We start from the raw sequence: 21,988 nt of genomic DNA on the forward strand, positions 1-21,988 counted from the left end.
TTAAATCTTTAAATTTTCCAACTCTCCTGCAATGTTCCGGTCATTCGACAACCTCGGGATCTTATTCTGTCCGCCTAATTTTCCTATCGATTTCATATAATCGTTGAATCCGTTCGGCTTTACTTTCGAAATGACCAGCGTCCGCAACACATTCCCGGAAATCAAATCGTCGTAATACGTGTTTTGTTTTCGCATCGCGTTATCGATTTTCAAAGAAAAATCCTCCAGGTTTTGCGGTTCGTTTTCAAATTCGATAAACCATTCGTGGTACGGAAGTCCGTTCTGCGGATTGATTTGCGGTGCCACGGTGAATTCATTGATGCGGACATGCGTATCCTGGATCGCTTCCTGTAACGCCCTTTCGACTTCCTTGCCAATGACATGTTCGCCAAAAGCAGAAATGAAATGCTTGATCCTTCCGGAGACGATCAAACGATACGGTTTTAGTGACGTAAATTGCACCGTATCGCCAATATTATACGCCCAAAGCCCGGCATTGGTGGAAATGATGAGCACGTAATTTTGTTCCAGTGCCACTTCGCCGATCGTATAACGTTTAGGATTTTCTGTAAAGAATTCTTCGGATTTTACAAATTCATAAAAGATGCCTGAATTCAAAAGCAGCAACATGCCCTTTTCCTTTTGCGAATCCTGGTAGGCGAAAAACCCTTCCGAAGCCGGGAATAGTTCAATGCTGTCCACTTTGCGGCCAATCAGGTTCTCGAATTTCGCGCGGTACGGTTCATAGTTTACACCGCCGTAGATAAACAGGTTGAAGTTTTCAAACAAGGTCCCGACAGGCTTTCCGGTTTTCTCTTTCAGTTTTTCAAAATACATCTGCACCCACGACGGAATCCCGGAAATCACCGTCATATTTTCATTGACGGTTTCTTTTACAATCGCATCAACCTTGGTTTCCCAATCTTCAATGCAATTTGTTTTTAAGGATGGAAGACGGTTTTTCTGCAAATATTTCGGGACATAATGCGCTACGATTCCGGACAATCTCCCAAGTTTAATCCCATTTTTTTCATCGAGTTCGGGACTGCCCTGCAGGAAAATCATTTTGCCGTTCACGAAATCTGCATTTCCGGTTTCATGGATGTAATGTAAAATCGCATCGCGTGCCGCCTGGATGTGAGATGGCATCGACTCCTTTGTCAGTGGGATGTATTTTGCACCGGAGGTCGTTCCGGAAGTTTTGGCGAAATAAAGCGGTTTTCCGGGCCAAAGTACATTTTCTTCGCCATGAACCACTTTTTCAACATACGGTTTCAGCTGCTCATAATCACGGACCGGGACGTTTTTTACAAAATCAGCGTGATTTTTAATCTGATTGAAATGATGGTCTTTCCCGAATTGCGTCTGACCTGCTTTTGCAATCAAATCTTTAAAAACTTTTTGCTGCGTGGCCACTGGATTTTGTGCCCATTTTTGGGTTTTCTTAAAAATTCGCGAAGCGAAAATTTTTGCGGCGACCGCCTTGATTGAAGCCATATTATTCGAATTCTATGAATTGTGATGGATCGATCGGGTAGCCGTCTTTCCACAATTCAAAATGAAGGTGCACGCCGGTCGATTGTTCGCCCGTGGTGCCTGCAATGGCGATGACTTCGCCGGTTTTAACTTTGTCCCCTTGCTCTGCATTTAATGATTCGCAATGTTTGTAAACCGAAATCAATCCGTCGTTATGGCGCAGCAAAATCACGTTCCCGTTTGTGGGGGTCCAGTCGGCAAAAATCACCGAACCTGCCGCAATGGACTTGATCGGCGTATCTTTTGCCAAAGCGATATCCACCGCATAGTGTCGGTTTTTGATACTATATGGTTCTGTAACCATGCCTTTAACAGGGGAGAAAAGCACAGCGCCAGCCTTTGACGAAGCCTGCTCAAACAGGTTGTATTTGTCTTCCTGGGCAACTTCTTTGCGAAGCTTTAAGTCTGCCTCACCTGGTTCCATGTTGAGTTTTGTTTCGTCAAGCGTTTGGCCTGCCGTAATGGAATCTTTGTTGAGTTTGGCATAGTCTACGTCACCGGTAAGGATTTTCCTGATAGAAGTGATATAAGCTTCATTCTTTTTCAGGGCATTGGTCAGCGAATCGGATTTCAGGGCAAGTTCAGTGGCGTCTTTTTTAAGCTGTGACGATGCATAACCGGGAATGTATTCGCGCAAAGGCGTAAAAGCGATAATATAGGTCGTTACAAAAATGATCAGGACGGCGCCTACAGAGGCTACCACAAAAACGTTCATCAGTGTCAGCCTTAAGGAGAAGATTTCCTCGAAGGTATCCTCATTCAGGATTACCAGCCTGTTTTTGGTAAACAGTTTCTTTTTAATCCGTTGTCTTTTGAGTCTTTTGTCCGACATGGTCTGAGTTTGTGCTACAAATATAAAAATTTATCAATGCCCGTTTTGGAAAGCGCCATAACATAACGCGGGCTTTCTTTTTTATTTTAAAAAAATCACAAATAAAAAGCGTAGTTTCATTAGGCAGAAGATTTTTTATACCTTTGTTGCCTTATTTTAATATGAATATATGGTTTCTTCAATAGTTTTTCTTGGCGAATTTGGTGGTCCGGAAGTAATTTTCGTCATTATAATTATCCTGCTGCTTTTTGGTGGCAAGAAAATTCCGGAATTGATGAGAGGCCTTGGAAGCGGTGTAAAAGAGTTTAAGAATGCTGCAAAAGAGGATACCCCGGCACAGAAAAAACCCGCTTCAACAGACCCGATAGCGCCTACTTCTCCATTAACGCCGCCACCGGCGCCACAGGATGAAGAAAAGGCTTAGAATTTTGATTTCAATTGATTAATGCCTATCTTTAGGTGAAATAAAAACAAAAAAGATGAATATATTATATGTTTTCCTTGGTGAAATCACTCCGATGAAAGTGATTCTTGTCCTTGCGATTGTTTTGCTGATGTTTGGCGGCAAGAAAATTCCCGAACTGATGCGAGGGCTTGGAAGCGGCGTAAAAGAATTCAAGAATGCTGCGAAAGGAGAAGATGAAGCTCCTGCTGCACATAGAGAAGACGAAAAGATTTAATCAAGATCCCGGTTCAGGCCGGGATTTTTTATATAATCATACTGAGCTGCACTCTTTTCCTGGCTTCATCTACGTCGGTCACTTTTACCTGAACGTGCTGGTGCAGTTTCACCACTTCATTCACATCGGAAACAAACCCCGCTTTGAGTTGGGAAATGTGTACCAACCCGCTTTCCTTGATGCCGACATCTACAAAACAGCCGAAATTTGTAATATTATTTACAATTCCCGGCAATACCATTCCAGTTTTTAAATCGGAAATCGTACGGACATTGCTATCGAATTCAAACACTTTTGCGGACTTCCGTGGATCAAGCCCGGGCTTTTCCAATTCGCGGATAATGTCTTTCAGTCCAAGCAATCCGATTTCAGGTGTAACATATTTATCCGCTGAAATCAATGCGGTTTTTTCCTTATTGGCAATCAGTTCATGTACTGAAATCTTCAGGTCTTTCGCCATTTTTTCGACTAAAGGATAACTTTCAGGATGCACTGCTGAATTGTCCAGCGGATTTCTGGCATTTGAAATCCTGATGAAAGCCGCGCCCTGCTGGAATGCTTTTTCGCCCAGCCTTGGCACTTTCTTTAATTGCTTCCGATCTTCAAAAGGCCCGTTTTCTGAACGGTATTGCACGATATTTTCAGCCAGTTTTTCCCCGATTCCGCTCACATACGACAGCAGATGCCTGCTCGCCGTGTTAACGTTCACACCAACCGAATTTACACAGCGCATCACTACCGTATCCAATTCCTCTTTCAGTTTTCCCTGATCGACATCATGCTGGTATTGGCCTACGCCAATGGCTTTAGGGTCGATTTTCACCAATTCTGCCAATGGATCCGATAATCTCCTTCCAATGGAAACCGATCCGCGAACCGTCACATCATATGACGGGAACTCATCGCGCGCAATTTTGGATGCGGAATAAACCGAAGCGCCGGCCTCACTGACCACAAAAACCTGCACGGGCTTATCAAACGCGATTTTCTTGATGAAAAATTCGGTTTCGCGTGACGCGGTTCCGTTCCCGATAGCGATGGCCTCAATTTTATAGGCATTGACCATCGACTTTATTTTTTTCATTGCAATGGCGCTTTCATTTTGCGGCGCGTGCGGATAAATGGTTTCATTGTAAAGTAAGTCGCCTTTTTCATCCAGGCACACGATTTTACAGCCACTGCGGTAGCCGGGATCTATTGCTAAAATCCTCTTTTCGCCTAAAGGGGCTGCCAAAAGCAACTGACTTAAATTCGCCGCGAAAACCTGGATCGAATTCGCATCTGCTTTGGCTTTGGCTTCCTGCAATGCTTCATTCGAAATCGCCGGTAACAGCAATCGTTTCAGGCTGTCACCGATGGCCAGTTGTATGTGTGGTGTGGTGTCATTATGTTTTTTTATGATAATCTGGCTAACCAGATCAAAAGCTTCCTCAGGATCAGTTTCAATCTTAAGCTTTACAAATCCTTCATTTTCTGCCCGCAGCATCGCCAGCAAACGGTGCGGCGGTGCTTTGGCCAGGTTTTCGGACCAGTCGAAATACTGGCTGAATTTCTGCGCAGCTTCATCGTCCTTTTTCGATCTGGAGACTTTGGTTTCAATGAGTCCGGTGCGGTGGTATAAACGGCGCAATTGCCTGCGTACATAGATATTTTCATTGACCCACTCGGCAATGATATCGCGCGCACCCTGTAATGCCTCATCTTCGTTCTTTACATTTTTATTCAGGAAACGCGTCGAGACGAAATCGACATCGTCATTCCCTTGCGCCATAATGATTTTAGCCAAGGGTTCAAGTCCGTTTTCGCGGGCTACATCGGCGCGTGTCTTTTTCTTTTTCTTAAAAGGGAGGTACAAATCCTCGAGCTCCTGAAGGTCGAAACTTTGCTCGATTTTCTGGCGGAATTCAGGCGTGAGCGCATTTTGCTCGGCAACCGATTTCACGATGGTTTCCTTGCGTTTGATGATGGCTTGGTACCCGGAATTCAGTTTTGCAATCTGCTCGACGACAACCTCATCGAGGTTTCCGGTCTGATCTTTGCGATAGCGGGAAATGAATGGGATAGTACAGTCTTCGGCCAGGAGCTTCAGCGTGTTTTCAATGTTTTTGGGTGCGGTATTTACAAGGTTTTGTATGAATTGGACAGCCGTCATTTCTGAAATAAAGTTTTGATTCTTATTTCACAAATCTAATCAGATTCGGGTAGAATTTTTTATTATTTCCTTTATTGATTCTTGAGGCAATGAAAATCGGGTAAAGCAAAGCCACTATGATCAACAGGTAATAAATATAAAAAAATGACGGGATTTGATAGTCATGTGAGATTTTGCCATAAACCCCTATGACCAAAAAGACATTTACAAGTATGGTAAATAAAATCTGGAAATTGAGGATGCTTTTTCCGTGAACATCTACATTGATGATTTTATCGCGTTTGTTAAGCCACAAAATTGCAGGAAGAATAATGTTTCCCAAAGGAATAATGATTCCTGTCATTACAGATAAATGAAGAAAAACAAGGTACTTTCGGTCATCGATTTTACCATAATCCACCAATTCTTCAATATTGATTTGTAAAACCTCGCAGATTTGCTTTAAGGTATTTCCGCGTGGTTCGTTATCGCCTTTTTCAATACGCTGTAATGTACGCAAATTGATTTTTGACAAATCGGCCAGCTGTTCCTGGGACATTCCCTTCTGCTTCCTTACTTTTAGAATTCTTTCTCCAATAGCTTCCATGTTTTTATATTTAAAGTTTGGACAAAATTATAACCGGAGAAAGTCTTTTGATGACGGTTTTAATACGACATTTATACGGCATTCGTGCCTAATCGTTATTTTTAAAGGGCTAGCTGCAAGCTATTTTATCCACGCGGTTGGCATGGCGTCCGCCTTCAAAAGCGGTATTCAGGAACGTATCGACCATCTCCACAGCCTGCGGGATTGAAGTGAACCGCGCCGGGATGCTGATGATATTTGCATTATTATGTTGGCGCGCCAGCGCCGAAATTTCCTTGGTCCAGCATAAAGCTGAACGGATGCCCTGGTGTTTGTTGACGGTCATGTTGATACCGTTTCCGCTTCCGCAGATGACGATGCCGAAGTCCGCATTTCCATTTTCGACATCCTGAGCGACGGGATGCCCGAAATCCGGATAATCCACGCTGTCCGTAGTATCTGTTCCGTGGTTGGTTACCTGATGCCCTTTTTCTTCGAGCATTTTGACGATCGCTTTTTTATAATCAGGGCCTGCGTGGTCGTTTCCGATGGAGATTTTCATGTTATCGTGTTAAGTTGTGTCGCACAAAGTTAGTTACAATCTTTTACAAAGGCAATGAGCCGTGCTTCCTTTAAGTTTAATTCAAATTCCTTTGCAGAAATGTTAAATTATTTCAATGTTGATACATTTTACAAACGCTTGATATTCAGTCAACTTTAAATTAACAGCTTTTGTTTATAACTTAAAAACGATTTTTAGAAGTTTTTTTTGGTCGTACGGATTAAATTCCTAATCCAAAACAGTATTGACAAATCCAAGAAATGTTTGATGAATTTTTTGAAGAGTTATCCCTATTTTTTTTGTGCTTATCAACATGTTTGATCAAACAATTTTGCAACAAAAACTACCTGTTCTGAATTATCAACAACTGTTAATTAAACCTAAAAATTTCTTCATTTTCAGTCTTTTGCAATGTAAAATTAATGTTAGTAAATTGTTATAACAAGTATAAACTACATAGCAATGCCATCTTTTAAAAATTTATTGTAGCTATCAACACGCTATAATAACCACCAAAATTTTAAAATTCTATTTTCTTTTTTTTGTGATGTTTTTAAATGTTGTTGAAAACTTGGATGTGTTGGAGCGTTATATTTTTTATAAATGTTAAAGCGAATGAAAGCGTTGTAGATTCTTATTCGTAATTTTCCGCTTTAAGAAAAAAATATATGAGTCACAAGCCAAAAAAGTTTGGAAAGAAAGAGAAAGACTTCTCAGGGAAAATACTAAAAATACTCGCTGCACACGCCAATAAGGGTTTTAACCACAAGCAGATTGCAGCCATCCTCGATGTTGACGATACCAAAAGCCGAAACGAAATTATAAAGGACCTTAAAATCCTTGCTTCCCAGAATAAAATCATAGAATCAGAACCCGGAAAATATTTAGTGAAAGCCATCAGTAAGGATTATTATGAAGGCACGATCGATATGACCAGCAGGAAAACAGCCTATTTTATTTGTAAAGATGAATTTGCTGAAGATGTTTTTATTCCGACAAACAACCTCAATCATGCACTCGATAAGGACAAAGTCAAAGTGTATGTTTACAACCGACGCAAAGGCAAACGTCCTGAAGGCGAGGTCATTGAAATCGTGGAACGAAGCAAAACCGAGTTCGTCGGCGTGATCGATATCCAAAAGAATTTTGCTTTCGTTTCTACCGCCAATGCCAAAATGTATACCGATATTTTTATCCCGAAAGATAAGATAGGCGATGCCGAACAAGGGGATGTCGTGATTGCAAAAATCGAAGACTGGCCGAAAAAAGCTGACAGTCCTTTCGGTTCTATCATAAAGGTACTTGGAAAACCTGGTGAACATGATACTGAAATCCATGCGATTTTAGCAGAATACGGTTTGCCTTATGACTTCCCGATCGATGTGGAAGTATTTGCGCAAAAGCTTGATACGGAAATCCATCCCGAAGAAATCGCCAGGCGCCGCGACATGCGTGATACGCTGACATTTACGATTGACCCTAAAGATGCAAAGGATTTTGATGATGCCCTGTCCTTCAAAAAGCTGGAAAATGGCAACTACGAAATCGGGATCCACATTGCCGATGTGTCCTACTATCTCGAAGAAGGAACTATTCTTGACGATGAAGCATACCAACGAGGCACTTCGGTATATCTCGTAGACCGCGTGGTACCGATGCTTCCGGAGGTGTTGTCGAATTTCGCGTGTTCGCTTCGTCCGAACGAAGAAAAATATACTTTTTCAGCGATTTTTGAATTGACGGAAAAAGCAGTGGTCGTCAACCAGTGGTTCGGACGGACCGTGATTTATTCGGACCAGCGTTTTGCTTATGAGGAAGCCCAGTATATCATAGAAACAAAAGACGAAACCATCCCTGCAGAAATCTCCCTGACCGGTGAAGCTTATCCTGTTCCCGATCCGATTGTGGAAGCCACTTTAAAGCTCGATGAGCTTGCTAAAATTTTACGATCAAAAAGAATGGCCGATGGTGCGATTTCTTTCGATAAAGTCGAAGTGAAATTCAACCTGAACGAAAATGCAGAACCTGTCGGCGTGTACTTTAAGCAATCTAAAGATGCGAATCACCTGATTGAGGAATTTATGCTTTTAGCCAACAGGAAAGTGGCGGAATTCATCGGAAAACAAAAGAAAACCTTCGTGTACCGGATCCACGATGAGCCAAATGAGGACAAATTAATGAACCTTCAGGGCATCATTTCAAAATTCGGCTACAGCATCAATTTCAAATCCAAAAAAGATATTTCGCAGTCGCTGAACAACTTACTAGAAAATGTCCAGGGAAAAAAAGAGCAAAATCTTGTAGATACCCTGACCATCCGAAGCATGAGCAAAGCCAAATATTCAACGGATAATATAGGCCATTACGGTCTGGCGTTCGATTATTATTCGCATTTCACTTCGCCAATCCGCCGTTATCCTGACGTGATGGTGCACCGCCTGCTGCAATATTATCTCGATGGCGGCAAATCAGTAAGTGAGGAATTGTATGAAGAAAAATGTGAGCACGCCTCTAATATGGAATCTTTAGCCACCAATGCCGAACGCGACAGCATCAAGTACATGCAGGTCAAATACATGCAGGACCATCAGGATGAGGAATTTTTGGGAGTGATTTCCGGTGTTACCGAATGGGGAATTTACGTGGAAATCCTGGCAAACAAATGTGAAGGCATGTGCCGTATCCGTGAAATCAAAGACGATTATTATACGTTTGATGAGAAGCAATATGCGCTGGTTGGAGAAGTTTCAAAAAATATACTGCAACTCGGTGACGAAGTTTTCGTTAAGGTAAAAAATGCCGATCTGGTGAAGAAACAGCTTGATTTCCATTTCATCCGGCGCAATGAATAAACTTTAAAAAATAGATACATGAAAAAGTTAGCCCTGATTCTGATAGTACTGATTGCCAATATTTCTTTGGCACAAACCAATAAAACGCTTGGCGATTTCAGTGATGTCAAGGTTTTTGACCGGATTAATGTAGAGTTGATTCAATCTTCTGAAAACAGGATTGAAATCAGCGGAAAAAGAAGCGACGAAGTAGAAATCGTAAACAAAAACGGCCTCCTGAAAATACGAATGAAGTTCGGTAAACTGCTTGAAGGCGATGATGTTAAAGCTAAATTGTATTTCAAAAATATCCAGAGTGTGGATGGAAGTGAAGGCGCTTACATCATCAGTGACGAGATCTTCAGGCAGACTTCTTTTGAAATTACTGCTAAAGAAGGTGCCGAAATCAGGTTGGCACTCGATGTTTCCAAAGCAAAAATAAAATCGGTAACCGGCGGCATCGTGAAAGTCCACGGAAGTGCGCAAAACCAGGAAGCGGCACTCGGAACCGGCGGTATCCTTGAAGCCGCTGAATTGAAAACAGTACAAACTACCGTATCGATCACAACCGGAGGAGAAGCCGATGTTCAAGCGACGGAACTCGTAGATGCAAAGGTCAGGGCAGGAGGGACCATCACGATTTACGGCAATCCGAAACAGATTAACAAGAAGACGGTTTTGGGCGGTGACATTGTAGAATCAAAACAGTGATTCGGAATTTATTTTATTTTTGATTTATATTTGTGTTGACAAGCACCGGTTTCAGAACAAAATTTAGTACCAAAAACGAATGATTCAGGACATTTTATTAGGCATTCCATTAGGCATTTTATTATGTTTCATGATAGGTCCTGTTTTTTTTGTATTGCTTGAAACCGCCGCCACCAAAGGATTCCGTGCTGCAATGGTTTTCGATTTGGGTGTCGTTACCGCTGATATTGTTTTCATTGCCGTCGCTTTTTTCAGCAGTTACCGATTGATCAACAGGATTAAGGATGATCCCGCATTATACATTTTCGGCGGATTGATTATGGTGACTTATGGCATTATTTCGTACCTGAAATTAAAGAAGAATGCCAAAACAGAACCCGAAGAACCCGAACTCGAAATCATAAAGAAAAACTACGGAAGCCTTTATCTGAAAGGATTCCTGCTGAATTTCATCAACGTGGGCGTATTGGGTTTCTGGGTATTGGTCTTCATTACTTTCGGGCCTTCGTTGCAACTGGATTATTCCCGGATGTCCATATTTTTTGCCTCAGTAATAGGAACTTACCTCGCGGTGGATATCATGAAAATGCTTTTGGCAAAAAAGCTGAAAAACAAGATGACTCCGGCCAATATTATGAAAATCAAGAAAGTCACGAGTATCCTTTTGGTCATTTTCGGGATCTCTATTATGCTGCAGGGCTGGTTTCCAAGCGACCAGAAGTTCGTGAAGGATGCGGTGAATATTATTGGGCCGCATGATAAAAAGTAAAATACATAAAAAGTTGTGCGGAGTTAAACTTTTTATTTACATTTGCGCTCCATAGAAATAATGGCGTCGTGGCCGAGTGGCTAGGCTGGGCTCTGCAAAAGCTCCTACAGCGGTTCGAATCCGCTCGATGCCTCTGAAAAGCTTTCCGAAAGGGAAGCTTTTTTCATTTTAAATGTTGAAGTTTAAGTTATGCAGGCAACTTTATTAAATCCAGAGATTTAAAATCCATATTAAAAATTTAAAATAATACTTAATTCCGATACTCTTCCATCTCAATCGTCACCAATTCCACGTCGCCATTGATCGGTGGATTGACTTTTGAAACCGCTACAATAATCCTTGAAACGGCCGCTATTTCCTTAAAAATGCGCTTGATGATACGATGCGCGACATGTTCGAGCAATTTTGAACGAATCGCCATTTCCTCCATAACGATGCGGTTTAACAAGACATAATCCACAGTATCCGAAAGCTCATCTGAAACCGAAGATTTCCTCAAATCAGTTTTGATTTCAAGGTTTACGATATAATCAGACCCGATTTTACTTTCTTCTTCAAGGCAGCCATGAAAGGAATGCGTACGTATATTTTTGAGTTTTATAGTTCCCATATCAAAGGTTCAAGGTTTATGGCTTAAAGTTACAGGTTTTACGCAATTTTAAACGGCAAACTTTAAACTATGTTTTTCTATCTTTGCCCAAAAATTATTCTAATGTCGACCGAAGAGAAATCGCTGAATTTTATAGAACAAATCATTGAGGAAGATCTTACAAAAGGCCTTTCAAATGCTAAACTGCGTTTCCGTTTCCCGCCGGAACCTAATGGTTACCTGCACATCGGGCATGCGAGCTCGATTGCGCTGAATTTTGGCCTCGGAATCAGTTACGACGCCCCGGTAAATCTGCGTTTTGACGATACAAATCCAGCTAAAGAAGAGCAGGAGTTCGTAGATGCCATTAAACGCGACGTGCAATGGCTTGGTTACAAATGGGCTGAGGAACGCTATGCATCTGATTATTTTCAGCAATTGTACGATTGGGCTGTGATTTTCATCAAAAATGGTAAAGCTTATGTAGATAGCCAGACCTCGGAAGCTATGGCCGAACAGAAGGGAACGCCATCGACTGAAGGTACCGAAAGTCCGTACAGGAATCGCTCCATCGAAGAAAACCTCGATTTATTTGAAAGGATGAAAAAAGGTGAATTTCCCGAAGGAACGCACATCCTTCGTGCGAAAATCGACATGAAATCGACCAATATGCTGATGCGTGACCCGATCATGTACCGCATTTTGCACAAACACCACCACCGTACCGGCGACGATTGGTGCATTTACCCGATGTACGACTGGGCACATGGCGAAAGCGATTATATCGAACAGATTTCGCATTCGTTCTGTACGCTTGAATTCCTTCCGCACCGAGAATTGTATGACTGGTTCCTGGATCAGATTTATGATGAAAATAAAGTAAGGCCTAAACAGCGTGAATTTGCCAGAAGGAACCTGAGCCATACCGTGGTAAGCAAAAGGAAATTACTGAAACTCGTGCAGGACAATCACGTGACGGGATGGGATGATCCAAGGATGTCTACGATTTCCGGATTGCGCAGAAGAGGTTATACCCCCGCTGCACTACGTAATTTTGCTGAAGTAATAGGGATTGCCAAGCGTGATAACCTGATCGATGTTTCCCGTTTGGAAGCCTGTATCCGTGAAGATCTGAATAAAACAGCACCTCGTGTCATGGCGGTTTTGGATCCGGTGAAGCTGATCATCACCAACTATCCTGAGGAAAAAGAAGAGTGGCTTGATGCAGAAAATAACCAGGAAGACGAAACGGCAGGTTTCAGGAAAGTGCCTTTTTCAAGGGAAATTTATATTGAAAGGGAAGATTTCATGGAAGACGCTCCGGCAAAATTTTTCCGTTTGAGTATCGACAGGGAAGTGAGGCTGAAGAATGCTTATATCATTAAAGGTGAAAGTGTTGTAAAAGATGCAGATGGCAATATTACTGAAATCCATGCCACTTATGATACGGACAGTTTAAGCGGAAGCGGCACCGAAGCCAGTCAACGGAAAGTGTCCGGAACACTGCACTGGGTTTCGATTGCACATGCGATTCCTGCTGAAGTGCGCTTGTATGACCGCCTTTTCAATGAAGAAGCACCCGATACACATAAGGAAAAGGACTTCCTTGAATTTGTAAACCCGGATTCATTGAAAGTCGTTACAGGTTATCTGGAGCCGAGCCTGAAATCGGCTGAAAATGAAGATAAATTCCAGTTTCAGAGATTGGGTTATTTTACGGTTGATAAGGATTCTACGGCTGAAAAACCGGTTTTTAATAAAACTGTCGGATTGAAAGATGCCTGGGAAGAAAAAGGTAAAAAGGAGGAAAATGCCATTAATAATTCACTTAAGGAAATCAATAAATATTTCAAGGTGGAAAGCGATGAGGAACGCTTAACGATTGAAAATTTCATAGCTGAAAACATCAAATCGATCAGCAGTTTCAGTTTGCTGCAGAATGCCATCCGAAAAAATGTAAACAACAATAAATCGTCGTTGCTTTTTTCAAACTTCATTCTGAAATATGCAGATAAGATCAAATATTCAGATGTTGATGCCGAGGTTTTGGAAAAACTATATGCGATGTCTTTAAGGAGTGAATCAATTTTCGTAAAAAAATCGGTGATTGAAAACCTCAAAAATGATGCAGCGAACTTTGAAAAGTTTCAAACTGAAATTTTGAAAGTACAATAATTCAAACCATCAGTTTTTTATATCAAAAGCCTCTTTTTACAAGGGGCTTTTTTATTATATATAAATCTTATTAAAGGTGGAATAAATATTAGTTTTATCAATTAAAATCAGCTTCCATAGAACGCTTTTATTGTAAAAATTTTACTCCGGAACCCTCTTTGTCATTTACTGAAATTGGATTTAACAGCGCGCTTTATTTTGCGTTTTAGATATTTTAAAAATCATTTTTTGAGATATCGACTTTTAACGGCGCGTTAACACCACTAAATGTTAAAATCCTTAACTTTAAAATTCTAATTTTTAAAATTAAATTATCATGGCAAACGATAGGGGAAATACCATCATCGCCGTTTTGGCAGGAGCAGCCATCGGCGCAGCACTCGGAATTTTATTTGCTCCGGACAAAGGGTCCAACACCCGTGGAAAAATCAAAGGCGGTTTTGACGACAAAAAAGATGAACTTAAAAACAAGTTTGGTGAACTGTCGGAAAAAGTGAAATCAAAATTTTCAGCCACCAAAGCCGATCTTGAATCCAGTTTCGATGACCTGGTGGCCAATGTAGATGAACATACAGAAGATGTCATCGCTACTTTGGAGAAAAAACTCGCAGAACTGAAAAAAACAGCTGAAGCTTCAAAAACCAAACAATAATGGCTTTCGAAGAAATCAAGGAAAACGCGGACGATTTGCAGGAACAGGCCAAAGCTTTCCTGGAAACCAACGTGTCGTATTATAAATTGTGGCTATTTAAAGTGGCCATGAAATCGACGACGATGCTGTTGAAGATTTTCCTGTTGAGCATGGTCTTTGTTTTTGTGATGCTTTTTTTCTCGATTGCAGGCGCTTTGGCGATTGGATATGCACTGGATAATTTTGCTTACGGATTTTTAATTATTGGTGGATTTTATATGATCATCGGATTTTTCGTGTACCGTATCAAAGATAAAATTGTCGAAGGCCCGATCCTCGAGAAATTCTCCGAATTCTTTTTCAACGATTAAAGCCATGGAAAATAAAAGATACAGCTCTTATGAGGAAATCGACCGCGATCTTGAAATCCTGAAATTGGAGAAGGAAATTCAGTTCAGGAAATTGTCTCAGAGTTTTGGAAGGGCAAAAGACAGCCTGTCGCCGGGGCAGATGATCAAGAACAGTTTGCCATCGGTAGCGGTGAATGTCCTGAGCGGATTGTCCGGCCCGATAAAAGGCATGGCGTTGTCGTTTATACTGAAGAAACTATTTAAGATTTAATATTTTTTACCGCATAGATACATAGGTTATTTTCTTTGTATTTATACCGTAAAAATTGAAATGTGTAGAAAAGAAAAGAGGCCGCAAGGCCTCTTTTTTATACCGTAATCTCAGGGTTTTCCGGATTTTCCGGCATGTCCCTGAAACGGGGTTCCTTCTTTTCGATTTTAGGGGTATTGCGTTTCATCATTTCACCCACCTGATTTGAAGCGGCGAAAGAAGCGACCATATTGTTCAGCATATCGGTTGCGGCCTGTGGGGAATTAGGCAGTAAAATCAAGTTCGAATTCGTATCGGCACCGATGGCCTGCAACGTATCGTAATGCTGCGTCACCACAATCAGCGCGGAAGCTTCCTGCGAATTGATCCCGACATTGTTCAATACTTCGACACTTTCCACCAAACCACGCGCGATTTCACGACGTTGGTCGGCGATACCCTGTCCTTGTAAACGCTTGCTTTCCGCTTCAGCCTTGGCTTTGGCAACAATACGGATCCTGGAGCTTTCAGCCTCAAACTCGGCAGCAGTTTTCTCACGATCGGCTGCATTGATACGGTTCATTGCGTTTTTCACCTGGATGTCCGGATCGATATCGGTCACCAAAGTATTGATAATGTCATAACCATAAGTCATCATCGCATCATTCAGTTCGCGTTTCACGGCAATGGCGATATCATCTTTCCTTTCGAAAACATCATCGAGTTTCAGCTTGGGTACTTCGGCACGTACGACATCAAAAACATAAGCCGTAATCTGGTCGTGCGGATATTCGAGTTTGTAAAACGCATCATACACTTTATCCTGAATCACTTTAAACTGCACGGAAACCTTCATTTTGATAAACACGTTGTCGTGTGTCTTTGTTTCAATAATGACATCCAATTGCTGGATCTTGAGGTTTACACGGCCTGCAATACGGTCGAAAACCGGAATCTTCAGCTGCAAACCGGAATTGCGTACGTTCAGGAATTTCCCAAAACGTTCGATGACCACAGCCGTTTGCTGCTTGACGGTAAAGAATGAGGAAAAGAAAATAAAAAGTCCAATAAAGCCGAGAACTGCGAACATAATTTCAAAAGTCATTGTTTTTGGATTTTAAGGTTAATGGTGTTTATACGGATGGATATTTCAAATGTTACAAATTTATTTCAGGCGGATTAAAGCAATTCAGCCAAATAATCCTACGTTTGCTGTAAAAATCTACACTTATGAAAAAAATAATCTTGCTGTGCCTCGGTGTATTTTCGATGGCGGCCTCAGCGCAATACGATTATAAAGATTCCAATATGATCGGCATCACCGGTGGTTTGAACCAAATGACGATGATGACCGATGGTTTTGAAGCCAAAGGCGGAACGGGATGGAATGCAGGGCTCTCTGTACGCGGCAATTTCTTTAACAATTGGGATATTGTATATGCAATGCAGTTCAGCGAATATAACTTTTCCGTTGCAACAACCAATACCATCGGCATTCCTGATGATACTGATTATACGATGTCCGGCGGGCAGGTAACGCTGCAATTCAGTTATAAGATTGTCCCGAGGCATTTCAGTGTGGAGATCGGGCCGGCGTTTCATTTCCAGGGAGAATTGGCTTATGACAGGGATAAAAAAGGAAACCTGATTGCGGGAACGCCGCTTACTGTAGAACAATTGCGCGACATTTCGAAGTTCAACTTTTCACCGGTCGTAGGTTTGACGGCGGGATTTTTGAAATTCAGGGTCAACGTTTCCTACCAATATGGTATGCTGAATACTTTTGAAAGGGTCAATAAAAGCCATGGAAGCCATATTACCGGGCATCCAGGCGTGCTGAACGGAAATATTGTGTTGTATCTATAAAAAAAGCCCTCTTCTGAGGGCTTTGATTTATAATGTATCGATGGCTTTTTGAATCCTTCTGATGGTTTCTTCTTGTCCGATAATTTCAGCGATATCGAACAAATGCGGCCCTTTTAAAGCTCCCACGAGGCTCAAACGGAACGGCTGCATGATTTTACCCATACCGATCTCATTTTTCGCCATCCAGTCTTTTACAATGTCTTCTATATTTTTGGAATGAAAACCTTCCATTTTTTCCAAAACCGAAATCAGTTGTTTCATCAATTCCGGGGTATCTTCTTTCCAGTTTTTGGAAGCTTTTTCATCATAAGAAATTGGTGCTACAAAGAAGTAATCTGCCAAATCCCAGAATTCCGAAACGAAATGCGCACGTTCCTTTATTAGTGAAACGATTTTAACCAATGTGCCATAATCTACAGAAATGCCTTTTTCATAAACGATGGGAGCAAAGGCTTTTGCCAAAGTATCGTCATCCTGCCTGATTAAATATTGGTGGTTGAACCATTTGTTCTTCTCCGGATCAAATTTCGCTCCGGCTTTGTGCACGCGGTTTAAGTCAAAACTTTCCGCAAGTTCTTCCAACGAAAACAATTCCTTGTCCGTGCCATCGTTCCAGCCTAAAAGCGCGAGGAAATTGATGACTGCTTCAGGGAAAAATCCTTTTTCACGGTAACCTGACGAAAGGCCTTCTTCCGTCTTCCATTCCAGAGGAAACACAGGGAAGCCCATTTTATCACCGTCACGCTTTGATAATTTTCCGTTGCCGATTGGTTTTAAGATTAATGGCAAATGCGCAAATTCCGGCGCCTCCCAACCAAAAGCACGGTACAATAGAACATGTAACGGCATAGATGGAAGCCATTCCTCACCGCGGATGACATGGGATGTTTCCATCAAATGATCGTCAACTATATTGGCAAGATGATACGTTGGCATGCCATCGCTTTTGAATAAAACCTTATCGTCCAGTAAATTTGTTTCAAACTTGATATCACCACGGATGATGTCATGCAAATGCAGAGTTTCATCAACAGGAGTCTTAAAACGGATGACAAAATCTTCACCGGAAGCAATTCGTTTTTCAGTTTCTTCTTTTGAAATCACCAAGGAAGTATCGAGTTTTTCACGATTATGGTGGTTGTAAATAAAAGTTTTCCCTTCTGCTTCATGCTGTTTACGGTGCGCATCCAAAACTTCCGCAGTATCAAAAGCATAGTATGCCCAACCTGAATTTACAAGCTGGTCTGCGTATTGTTTATAAAGCGGTTTCCTTTCGCTTTGGCGATACGGTCCGAATTTTTCATTCTTCCCAACAGTTTCTGAAGGGGCGATACCCAACCATTCCAGCGCTTCCATAATATACGCTTCGGCACCCGGAACAAAACGGTTTTGGTCAGTATCTTCGACACGCAGATAGAAAATGCCGCCATGCTTTTTGGCGAAAAGATAATTAAAAAGCGCGGTCCTGACACCGCCGATGTGCAGCGGACCTGTTGGGCTTGGTGCAAAACGCACACGAACTTGTTTGGACATTTGTTGAAATTTTTGGCAAAGATATGAAAGGTTCAGGGTACAGGGTACAGGTTCAGGAAAAAGAAACCTGCACCTTGTAACCCGCATCCAATTTTTAACATTTCCCTAACCTCATAATTACTACTTTTATCGGTTATAAATAAAATGGCAACCGAATTGGAAACTACATCGCTCATTTACGAGAAGTTAGAGGCTTTTATCAAAAAATATTATACGAATGAATTGATCCGTGGTGTGATTTTCTTCACCGGCCTGGGATTGATTTACCTGTTGTTTACGCTGTTTGTAGAATATTTCCTTTGGCTCAAACCAACTGGAAGGACAATACTTTTCTGGCTTTTTATCGGGGTGGAAGCGTTTCTTTTGCTGCGTTATATTTTGTTCCCGATTTCGAAACTGTTCAGGATTCAGAAAGGCATTGATTACAACGACGCTTCAAAAATCATAGGGAACCATTTTTCAGAAGTTAATGACAAGCTGACTAATTTTCTGCAATTGTCAAACGACAACAATAAATCAGAACTGTTGCTGGCTTCGATAGCGCAGAAGGCAGGGACTTTAAAACCTGTTCCTTTTGGCAATGCAGTGAATTTCAGTAAAAACAGGAAATACCTGCCATTGGCGATTATACCCATTTTATTTTTTGCGTTTTTCTATATTTCGGGCAATAGCAAAATGATTTCACAGAGCCTTGACCGTGTCGTACATTTCAAGCAGCAATACCTGCCGCCGGCACCATTTGAATTTAAGGTAATGAATAAAAGCCTGCAAACAGAACAAGGCAATGATTTTATCCTCGAGGTAAAAACTGAGGGTAGGATAGTTCCGGAAAACACGATGATTTTTATCAATGACGAATCGTATTCCATGGAAAACGTTTCGCCGGGCGTATTCCAGTTCCGATTTGAAAAACCGAAGAAGGATGTGGCGTTCCACGTGGAGGCTAACGACATTTCTTCGCTTGATTATAAGCTTGCCGTGGTAGCCGTCCCTACGATCGCAGATTTTCAGATGGTCCTGGATTTCCCTTCATACTTACGTAAGAAATCCGAAATTGTAAAGGGTACAGGAAATGCCATAGTTCCCGAAGGTACGCGCGTAACGTGGAAAGTTTCGGCATTGGCTACACAAAAAGTGGAGTGGTCTGACACGAGATCAATTGTGGCTTTTACTGCAAATGAAAATAATTTCAGCCTGACCAAAGGTATTGTTCAAAATATGGATTATCAGATACTTACGTCTAATGCAAAAGTGAAGCATTATGAAAAGCTGAATTATCAGATCTCGACGGTTAAGGATCAGTTCCCGACAATCAGCGCAGCAAATGCACCTGATAGCCTTAAAGTGGCTAAAAACGTCATTATCGGCCAGGTTTCAGATGATTATGGGCTTTCTAAATTGCAGATTGTTTATTATCCGAAAAACAACCCTAAGGATAGCCGCAAAGCAAGTCTTAGTGTCAAGCATGATGCCTTCGACCAGTTCATTTTCAGCTTCCCGGGAAATCTTCCGGTGCAGGAAGGCGTGTCGTATGAGTACTATTTTGAGGTATTTGACAATGATGCCATCCACAATTATAAAAGCACCAAATCATCCGTATTTTCAGACAGGATTGCTACCGAGGAAGAAAAGCAGGACGAGATGTTCCAGGAGCAAAACAGCAACATCAATGGCATGGAAAAGTCATTGCAGCGCCAGGACAAGCAATTGAGCGAACTGGAGAAGTTACAGAAAATGGCTAAGGAAAAGGACAATCTTGACTTTAAAGACCAGCAAAAGGTCAATGATTTCATCAAGAAACAAAAAGACCAGGATGAAATGATGAAGCGCTTTTCTGAGAAAATGAAAGAGAATCTGGAGAAATTCAAGTCCGATCCAAAGGACGAGCAAAAGAAGGCCCTTTTGGAGAAAATGGAAAAAGTCGAAAAGGTTTCTGAAGAAACGCAGAAGTTGTTGGATGAACTTAAGGAACTCAACGATAAAATCCAACAGGAAGACCTGATGGAGAAAATGGACAAGCTCAAACAAAGTTCCAAAAACCAAACCAAAAACTTACAGCAATTGGTGGAGTTGACCAAGCGTTATTACGTACAGAAAAAAGCGGAACAACTAGCAGACCGTTTGGAGAAACTTGCCGAAAAGCAAGACGAATTATCAAACAAGGAAGATGAAAATAGTGCCGAAAAGCAAAAGGAAATCAATGATGAGTTTGATAAGATACAAGAAGATTTAAAGGATTTGGAAAAGGAAAATAAAGACCTCAAATCTCCAATGGATATCCCAACCGATACGCAAAAGCAAAAGGATATCGATGAGGATTTGAAGAATGCTTCCGATGAATTGAAGAAAAACAACAAATCCAAAGCCAAGCCGAAGCAAAAAAGCGCTTCGAAGAAAATGCGTGAAATGAGTTCCAAAATGAGTGAAGGCATGGAAGGCGGGGAACAGGAGCAGATGGACGAAGATGTAAAGATGCTTCGCCAGATATTGGATAATCTATTGGCATTTTCATTTTCAGAAGAGGACCTGATGAAGCAGTTTAAAGACCTGAAAAGAACGTCTCCGTCTTTCAACAAAAACCTGAAAGCGCAGCAGGATTTACGGCAGCAATTCCGACATGTTGATGACAGCCTTTTTGCGATGTCACTGCGCAACCCTAAGATTAGTGAAGAGATTACCAAAGAGATAGGCAATGTGCATTACAATATGGATCGTTCATTGGAAACATTGGTTGAAGGGATGGTCGCCAAAGGGGTTTCGCATCAGCAGTATGCTGTTACTTCATCAAACAAGCTTGCGGATATGCTGAGTGACATCCTCAATAGTATGCAAATGTCAATGTCCGGCATGGGTATGGGCAAACCAAAGCCGGGACAAGGTGAGGGAATGCAGTTGCCAGATATTATTATGAAACAAGGCGAACTTGGTGACAAAATGAAAGAGGGCATGAAGCCGGGAGAAAAACCAGGTGACAAACCAGGTGACAAACCTGGAGATAAACCGGGTGAAAAGCCAGGAGATAAACCTGGACAGAAACCCGGCGACAAGGGAAAACCTGGGCAAAGCGGCAAACCCGGGCAAAGTGGAAAGGATGGAAAAAGTGATTCTGAAGGAGAAGGCGGTGACGGCGAAGGCAACGCCAAAGCGATTATGGACATCTACAAAGAGCAACGGCAACTGCGCGATGCGCTGCAGAAAGAGCTTGAGAAAAATGGAATGAACGGGGCAGGGCAACAAACGCTGGATAAAATGAAGGATATTGAAAAGCAATTGTTGAATAAGGGTTTTAAGAATGAAGTGCTGCAAAAGATTCTTAACGTAAAACAGGAGCTTTTGAAATTAGACAAAGCCATCCAGGAACAGGGAGAGGAAAAGAAGCGTCAGTCACAAACCAATAAAAAGGAATTCAACAACCAGACAAACGCCTTAAATCCTGCGTTGCAACAATATTTAAATAGTGTAGAGATATTAAACAGACAAAGCTTACCTTTGCGCTCCAATTTTAGCCAGAAGGTTCAGGAATATTTCAGGAAAGATGATTGAGTTTAATTATGAAACGGCGTTCGAAATCGAAAATGAAGAAGCTTACAAAAACTGGCTTGTTTCCATAATCGATTCCGAGCAAAAGCGGCAGGGCGACATCAATTATATTTTTTGTGATGACGACTACCTGCACAAAATCAACCTGCAATACCTGCAGCACGACACCTTAACGGACATCATCAGTTTTGATTATTCTATGGGTAACGAACTCCACGGTGATATATTTATATCCGTTGAAAGGGTGAAGGAAAATGCCTTGGATTTCAATGTGCCATTTGATGATGAATTGAAAAGAGTGATGTCCCATGGCATACTGCACTTCTGTGGTTACAAAGACAAAACAGAAAAAGACGAACTTCTAATGCGTGAGAAAGAAGATGAGAAAATAAGCATGTTCCACGTGGAACGTTAAC

20 protein-coding genes and 1 tRNA gene are annotated in these 21,988 nt (G+C 41.6%); 13 read left to right on the forward strand and 8 right to left on the reverse strand.

The features are described 5' to 3' along the window. Entirely contained in the window at positions 1-1,497 is a 1,497-nt protein-coding gene (locus HYN49_RS03795) for a GH3 auxin-responsive promoter family protein (protein WP_108902881.1), read from the reverse strand. 1 nt (position 1,498) lies between these two features. Further along, positions 1,499-2,368, reverse strand: a complete 870-nt coding sequence (locus tag HYN49_RS03800; protein ID WP_108902882.1) for a M23 family metallopeptidase — start codon at positions 2,366-2,368, stop codon at positions 1,499-1,501. 169 nt (positions 2,369-2,537) lie between these two features. Between HYN49_RS03800 and tatA the strand changes: the two genes are divergently transcribed. Together tatA and HYN49_RS03810 are read left to right on the forward strand one after the other, a co-directional pair. Then, positions 2,538-2,792, forward strand: a complete 255-nt coding sequence (gene tatA / locus HYN49_RS03805; protein ID WP_108902883.1) for a twin-arginine translocase TatA/TatE family subunit — start codon at positions 2,538-2,540, stop codon at positions 2,790-2,792. A 55-nt stretch (positions 2,793-2,847) separates the two neighbouring features. After that, positions 2,848-3,048 (forward strand): twin-arginine translocase TatA/TatE family subunit, encoded by a 201-nt coding sequence (locus tag HYN49_RS03810; RefSeq protein ID WP_108902884.1) that lies wholly within the window; start codon positions 2,848-2,850, stop codon positions 3,046-3,048. A 28-nt stretch (positions 3,049-3,076) separates the two neighbouring features. On the opposite strand, the gene HYN49_RS03815 is transcribed toward HYN49_RS03810, so the two are convergent. The 3 genes from HYN49_RS03815 to rpiB form a co-directional block, all read right to left on the reverse strand. Continuing rightward, positions 3,077-5,200 (reverse strand): Tex family protein, encoded by a 2,124-nt coding sequence (locus HYN49_RS03815; protein WP_108902885.1) that lies wholly within the window; start codon positions 5,198-5,200, stop codon positions 3,077-3,079. Positions 5,201-5,222: 22 nt separating this feature from the next. Then, on the reverse strand, positions 5,223-5,786 hold the full coding sequence (locus tag HYN49_RS03820) for a helix-turn-helix domain-containing protein (RefSeq protein ID WP_108902886.1): 564 nt from the start codon (positions 5,784-5,786) through the stop codon (positions 5,223-5,225). Between the two features lie 109 nt (positions 5,787-5,895). Next, positions 5,896-6,327 carry a ribose 5-phosphate isomerase B gene (rpiB, locus tag HYN49_RS03825; RefSeq protein WP_108902887.1) on the reverse strand — a complete coding sequence of 144 codons (432 nt, stop codon included), beginning with the start codon at positions 6,325-6,327 and terminating at the stop codon, positions 5,896-5,898. 668 nt (positions 6,328-6,995) lie between these two features. Between rpiB and rnr the strand changes: the two genes are divergently transcribed. The 4 genes from rnr (at position 6,996) to HYN49_RS03845 (ending at position 10,771) form a co-directional block, all read left to right on the forward strand. After that, complete coding sequence (gene rnr / locus HYN49_RS03830) at positions 6,996-9,179, forward strand: ribonuclease R (RefSeq protein ID WP_108902888.1); 2,184 nt, start codon at positions 6,996-6,998, stop codon at positions 9,177-9,179. A gap of 18 nt (positions 9,180-9,197) precedes the next feature. Further along, the gene (locus HYN49_RS03835; protein WP_108902889.1) at positions 9,198-9,869 is read left to right on the forward strand and encodes a head GIN domain-containing protein; all 672 of its coding nucleotides are present in this window, start codon (positions 9,198-9,200) and stop codon (positions 9,867-9,869) included. 79 nt (positions 9,870-9,948) lie between these two features. Beyond that, positions 9,949-10,638, forward strand: a complete 690-nt coding sequence (locus HYN49_RS03840) for a LysE family translocator (RefSeq protein WP_108902890.1) — start codon at positions 9,949-9,951, stop codon at positions 10,636-10,638. A gap of 62 nt (positions 10,639-10,700) precedes the next feature. Then, positions 10,701-10,771: transfer RNA gene (locus HYN49_RS03845), tRNA-Cys, on the forward strand. A 117-nt stretch (positions 10,772-10,888) separates the two neighbouring features. Here the strand turns inward: HYN49_RS03845 and folB are convergent. Then, a complete protein-coding gene (folB, locus tag HYN49_RS03850; RefSeq protein ID WP_108902891.1) occupies positions 10,889-11,248 on the reverse strand; it encodes a dihydroneopterin aldolase in 360 nt (119 codons plus the stop codon). A 102-nt stretch (positions 11,249-11,350) separates the two neighbouring features. Here folB and HYN49_RS03855 point away from each other — a divergent pair, with 102 nt between their 5' ends. The 4 genes from HYN49_RS03855 (at position 11,351) to HYN49_RS03870 (ending at position 14,654) form a co-directional block, all read left to right on the forward strand. Next, the gene (locus HYN49_RS03855) at positions 11,351-13,402 is read left to right on the forward strand and encodes a glutamine--tRNA ligase/YqeY domain fusion protein (protein ID WP_108902892.1); all 2,052 of its coding nucleotides are present in this window, start codon (positions 11,351-11,353) and stop codon (positions 13,400-13,402) included. Between the two features lie 316 nt (positions 13,403-13,718). Next, complete coding sequence (locus HYN49_RS03860; RefSeq protein WP_108902893.1) at positions 13,719-14,054, forward strand: YtxH domain-containing protein; 336 nt, start codon at positions 13,719-13,721, stop codon at positions 14,052-14,054. Continuing rightward, positions 14,054-14,404, forward strand: coding sequence for a competence protein (locus tag HYN49_RS03865; RefSeq protein WP_108902894.1), 351 nt, complete (start codon positions 14,054-14,056; stop codon positions 14,402-14,404). The genes HYN49_RS03860 and HYN49_RS03865 overlap by 1 nt, the downstream gene beginning before the upstream one ends. Before the next feature lie 4 nt (positions 14,405-14,408). Continuing rightward, positions 14,409-14,654, forward strand: a complete 246-nt coding sequence (locus HYN49_RS03870) for a DUF6327 family protein (RefSeq protein WP_108902895.1) — start codon at positions 14,409-14,411, stop codon at positions 14,652-14,654. 97 nt (positions 14,655-14,751) lie between these two features. Here HYN49_RS03870 and HYN49_RS03875 read toward each other — a convergent pair whose 3' ends face one another. After that, positions 14,752-15,723: an SPFH domain-containing protein gene (locus HYN49_RS03875; RefSeq protein WP_108902896.1), complete on the reverse strand. Its 972-nt coding sequence runs from the start codon at positions 15,721-15,723 to the stop codon at positions 14,752-14,754. A gap of 140 nt (positions 15,724-15,863) precedes the next feature. Here HYN49_RS03875 and HYN49_RS03880 point away from each other — a divergent pair, with 140 nt between their 5' ends. Next, the gene (locus HYN49_RS03880) at positions 15,864-16,499 is read left to right on the forward strand and encodes an outer membrane beta-barrel protein (protein WP_108902897.1); all 636 of its coding nucleotides are present in this window, start codon (positions 15,864-15,866) and stop codon (positions 16,497-16,499) included. Positions 16,500-16,526: 27 nt separating this feature from the next. Here the strand turns inward: HYN49_RS03880 and gltX are convergent, their stop codons facing one another. Then, positions 16,527-18,032 (reverse strand): glutamate--tRNA ligase, encoded by a 1,506-nt coding sequence (gene gltX, locus HYN49_RS03885; RefSeq protein WP_108902898.1) that lies wholly within the window; start codon positions 18,030-18,032, stop codon positions 16,527-16,529. 144 nt (positions 18,033-18,176) lie between these two features. Here gltX and HYN49_RS03890 point away from each other — a divergent pair, with 144 nt between their 5' ends. Beyond that, a complete protein-coding gene (locus tag HYN49_RS03890) occupies positions 18,177-21,575 on the forward strand; it encodes a DUF4175 family protein (protein ID WP_245892250.1) in 3,399 nt (1,132 codons plus the stop codon). Further along, the gene (gene ybeY / locus HYN49_RS03895) at positions 21,568-21,987 is read left to right on the forward strand and encodes an rRNA maturation RNase YbeY (RefSeq protein ID WP_108902899.1); all 420 of its coding nucleotides are present in this window, start codon (positions 21,568-21,570) and stop codon (positions 21,985-21,987) included. The genes HYN49_RS03890 and ybeY overlap by 8 nt, the downstream gene beginning before the upstream one ends. The last annotated feature ends 1 nt before the right edge of the window (position 21,988 follow it).

The sequence above is a fragment of the Flavobacterium pallidum genome, from assembly GCF_003097535.1.
Lineage (GTDB): Bacteria > Bacteroidota > Bacteroidia > Flavobacteriales > Flavobacteriaceae > Flavobacterium > Flavobacterium pallidum.

Bases quoted from the DNA above. Each gene is read 5' to 3' on its own strand.
- HYN49_RS03795 (WP_108902881.1), bottom strand. From the start codon at position 1,497: ATGGCTTCAATCAAGGCGGTCGCCGCAAAAATTTTCGCTTCGCGAATT.
- HYN49_RS03800 (WP_108902882.1), bottom strand. From the start codon at position 2,368: ATGTCGGACAAAAGACTCAAAAGACAACGGATTAAAAAGAAACTGTTT.
- tatA (WP_108902883.1), top strand. From the start codon at position 2,538: ATGGTTTCTTCAATAGTTTTTCTTGGCGAATTTGGTGGTCCGGAAGTA.
- HYN49_RS03810 (WP_108902884.1), top strand. From the start codon at position 2,848: ATGAATATATTATATGTTTTCCTTGGTGAAATCACTCCGATGAAAGTG.
- HYN49_RS03815 (WP_108902885.1), bottom strand. From the start codon at position 5,200: ATGACGGCTGTCCAATTCATACAAAACCTTGTAAATACCGCACCCAAA.
- HYN49_RS03820 (WP_108902886.1), bottom strand. From the start codon at position 5,786: ATGGAAGCTATTGGAGAAAGAATTCTAAAAGTAAGGAAGCAGAAGGGA.
- rpiB (WP_108902887.1), bottom strand. From the start codon at position 6,327: ATGAAAATCTCCATCGGAAACGACCACGCAGGCCCTGATTATAAAAAA.
- rnr (WP_108902888.1), top strand. From the start codon at position 6,996: ATGAGTCACAAGCCAAAAAAGTTTGGAAAGAAAGAGAAAGACTTCTCA.
- HYN49_RS03835 (WP_108902889.1), top strand. From the start codon at position 9,198: ATGAAAAAGTTAGCCCTGATTCTGATAGTACTGATTGCCAATATTTCT.
- HYN49_RS03840 (WP_108902890.1), top strand. From the start codon at position 9,949: ATGATTCAGGACATTTTATTAGGCATTCCATTAGGCATTTTATTATGT.
- folB (WP_108902891.1), bottom strand. From the start codon at position 11,248: ATGGGAACTATAAAACTCAAAAATATACGTACGCATTCCTTTCATGGC.
- HYN49_RS03855 (WP_108902892.1), top strand. From the start codon at position 11,351: ATGTCGACCGAAGAGAAATCGCTGAATTTTATAGAACAAATCATTGAG.
- HYN49_RS03860 (WP_108902893.1), top strand. From the start codon at position 13,719: ATGGCAAACGATAGGGGAAATACCATCATCGCCGTTTTGGCAGGAGCA.
- HYN49_RS03865 (WP_108902894.1), top strand. From the start codon at position 14,054: ATGGCTTTCGAAGAAATCAAGGAAAACGCGGACGATTTGCAGGAACAG.
- HYN49_RS03870 (WP_108902895.1), top strand. From the start codon at position 14,409: ATGGAAAATAAAAGATACAGCTCTTATGAGGAAATCGACCGCGATCTT.
- HYN49_RS03875 (WP_108902896.1), bottom strand. From the start codon at position 15,723: ATGTTCGCAGTTCTCGGCTTTATTGGACTTTTTATTTTCTTTTCCTCA.
- HYN49_RS03880 (WP_108902897.1), top strand. From the start codon at position 15,864: ATGAAAAAAATAATCTTGCTGTGCCTCGGTGTATTTTCGATGGCGGCC.
- gltX (WP_108902898.1), bottom strand. From the start codon at position 18,032: ATGTCCAAACAAGTTCGTGTGCGTTTTGCACCAAGCCCAACAGGTCCG.
- HYN49_RS03890 (WP_245892250.1), top strand. From the start codon at position 18,177: ATGGCAACCGAATTGGAAACTACATCGCTCATTTACGAGAAGTTAGAG.
- ybeY (WP_108902899.1), top strand. From the start codon at position 21,568: ATGATTGAGTTTAATTATGAAACGGCGTTCGAAATCGAAAATGAAGAA.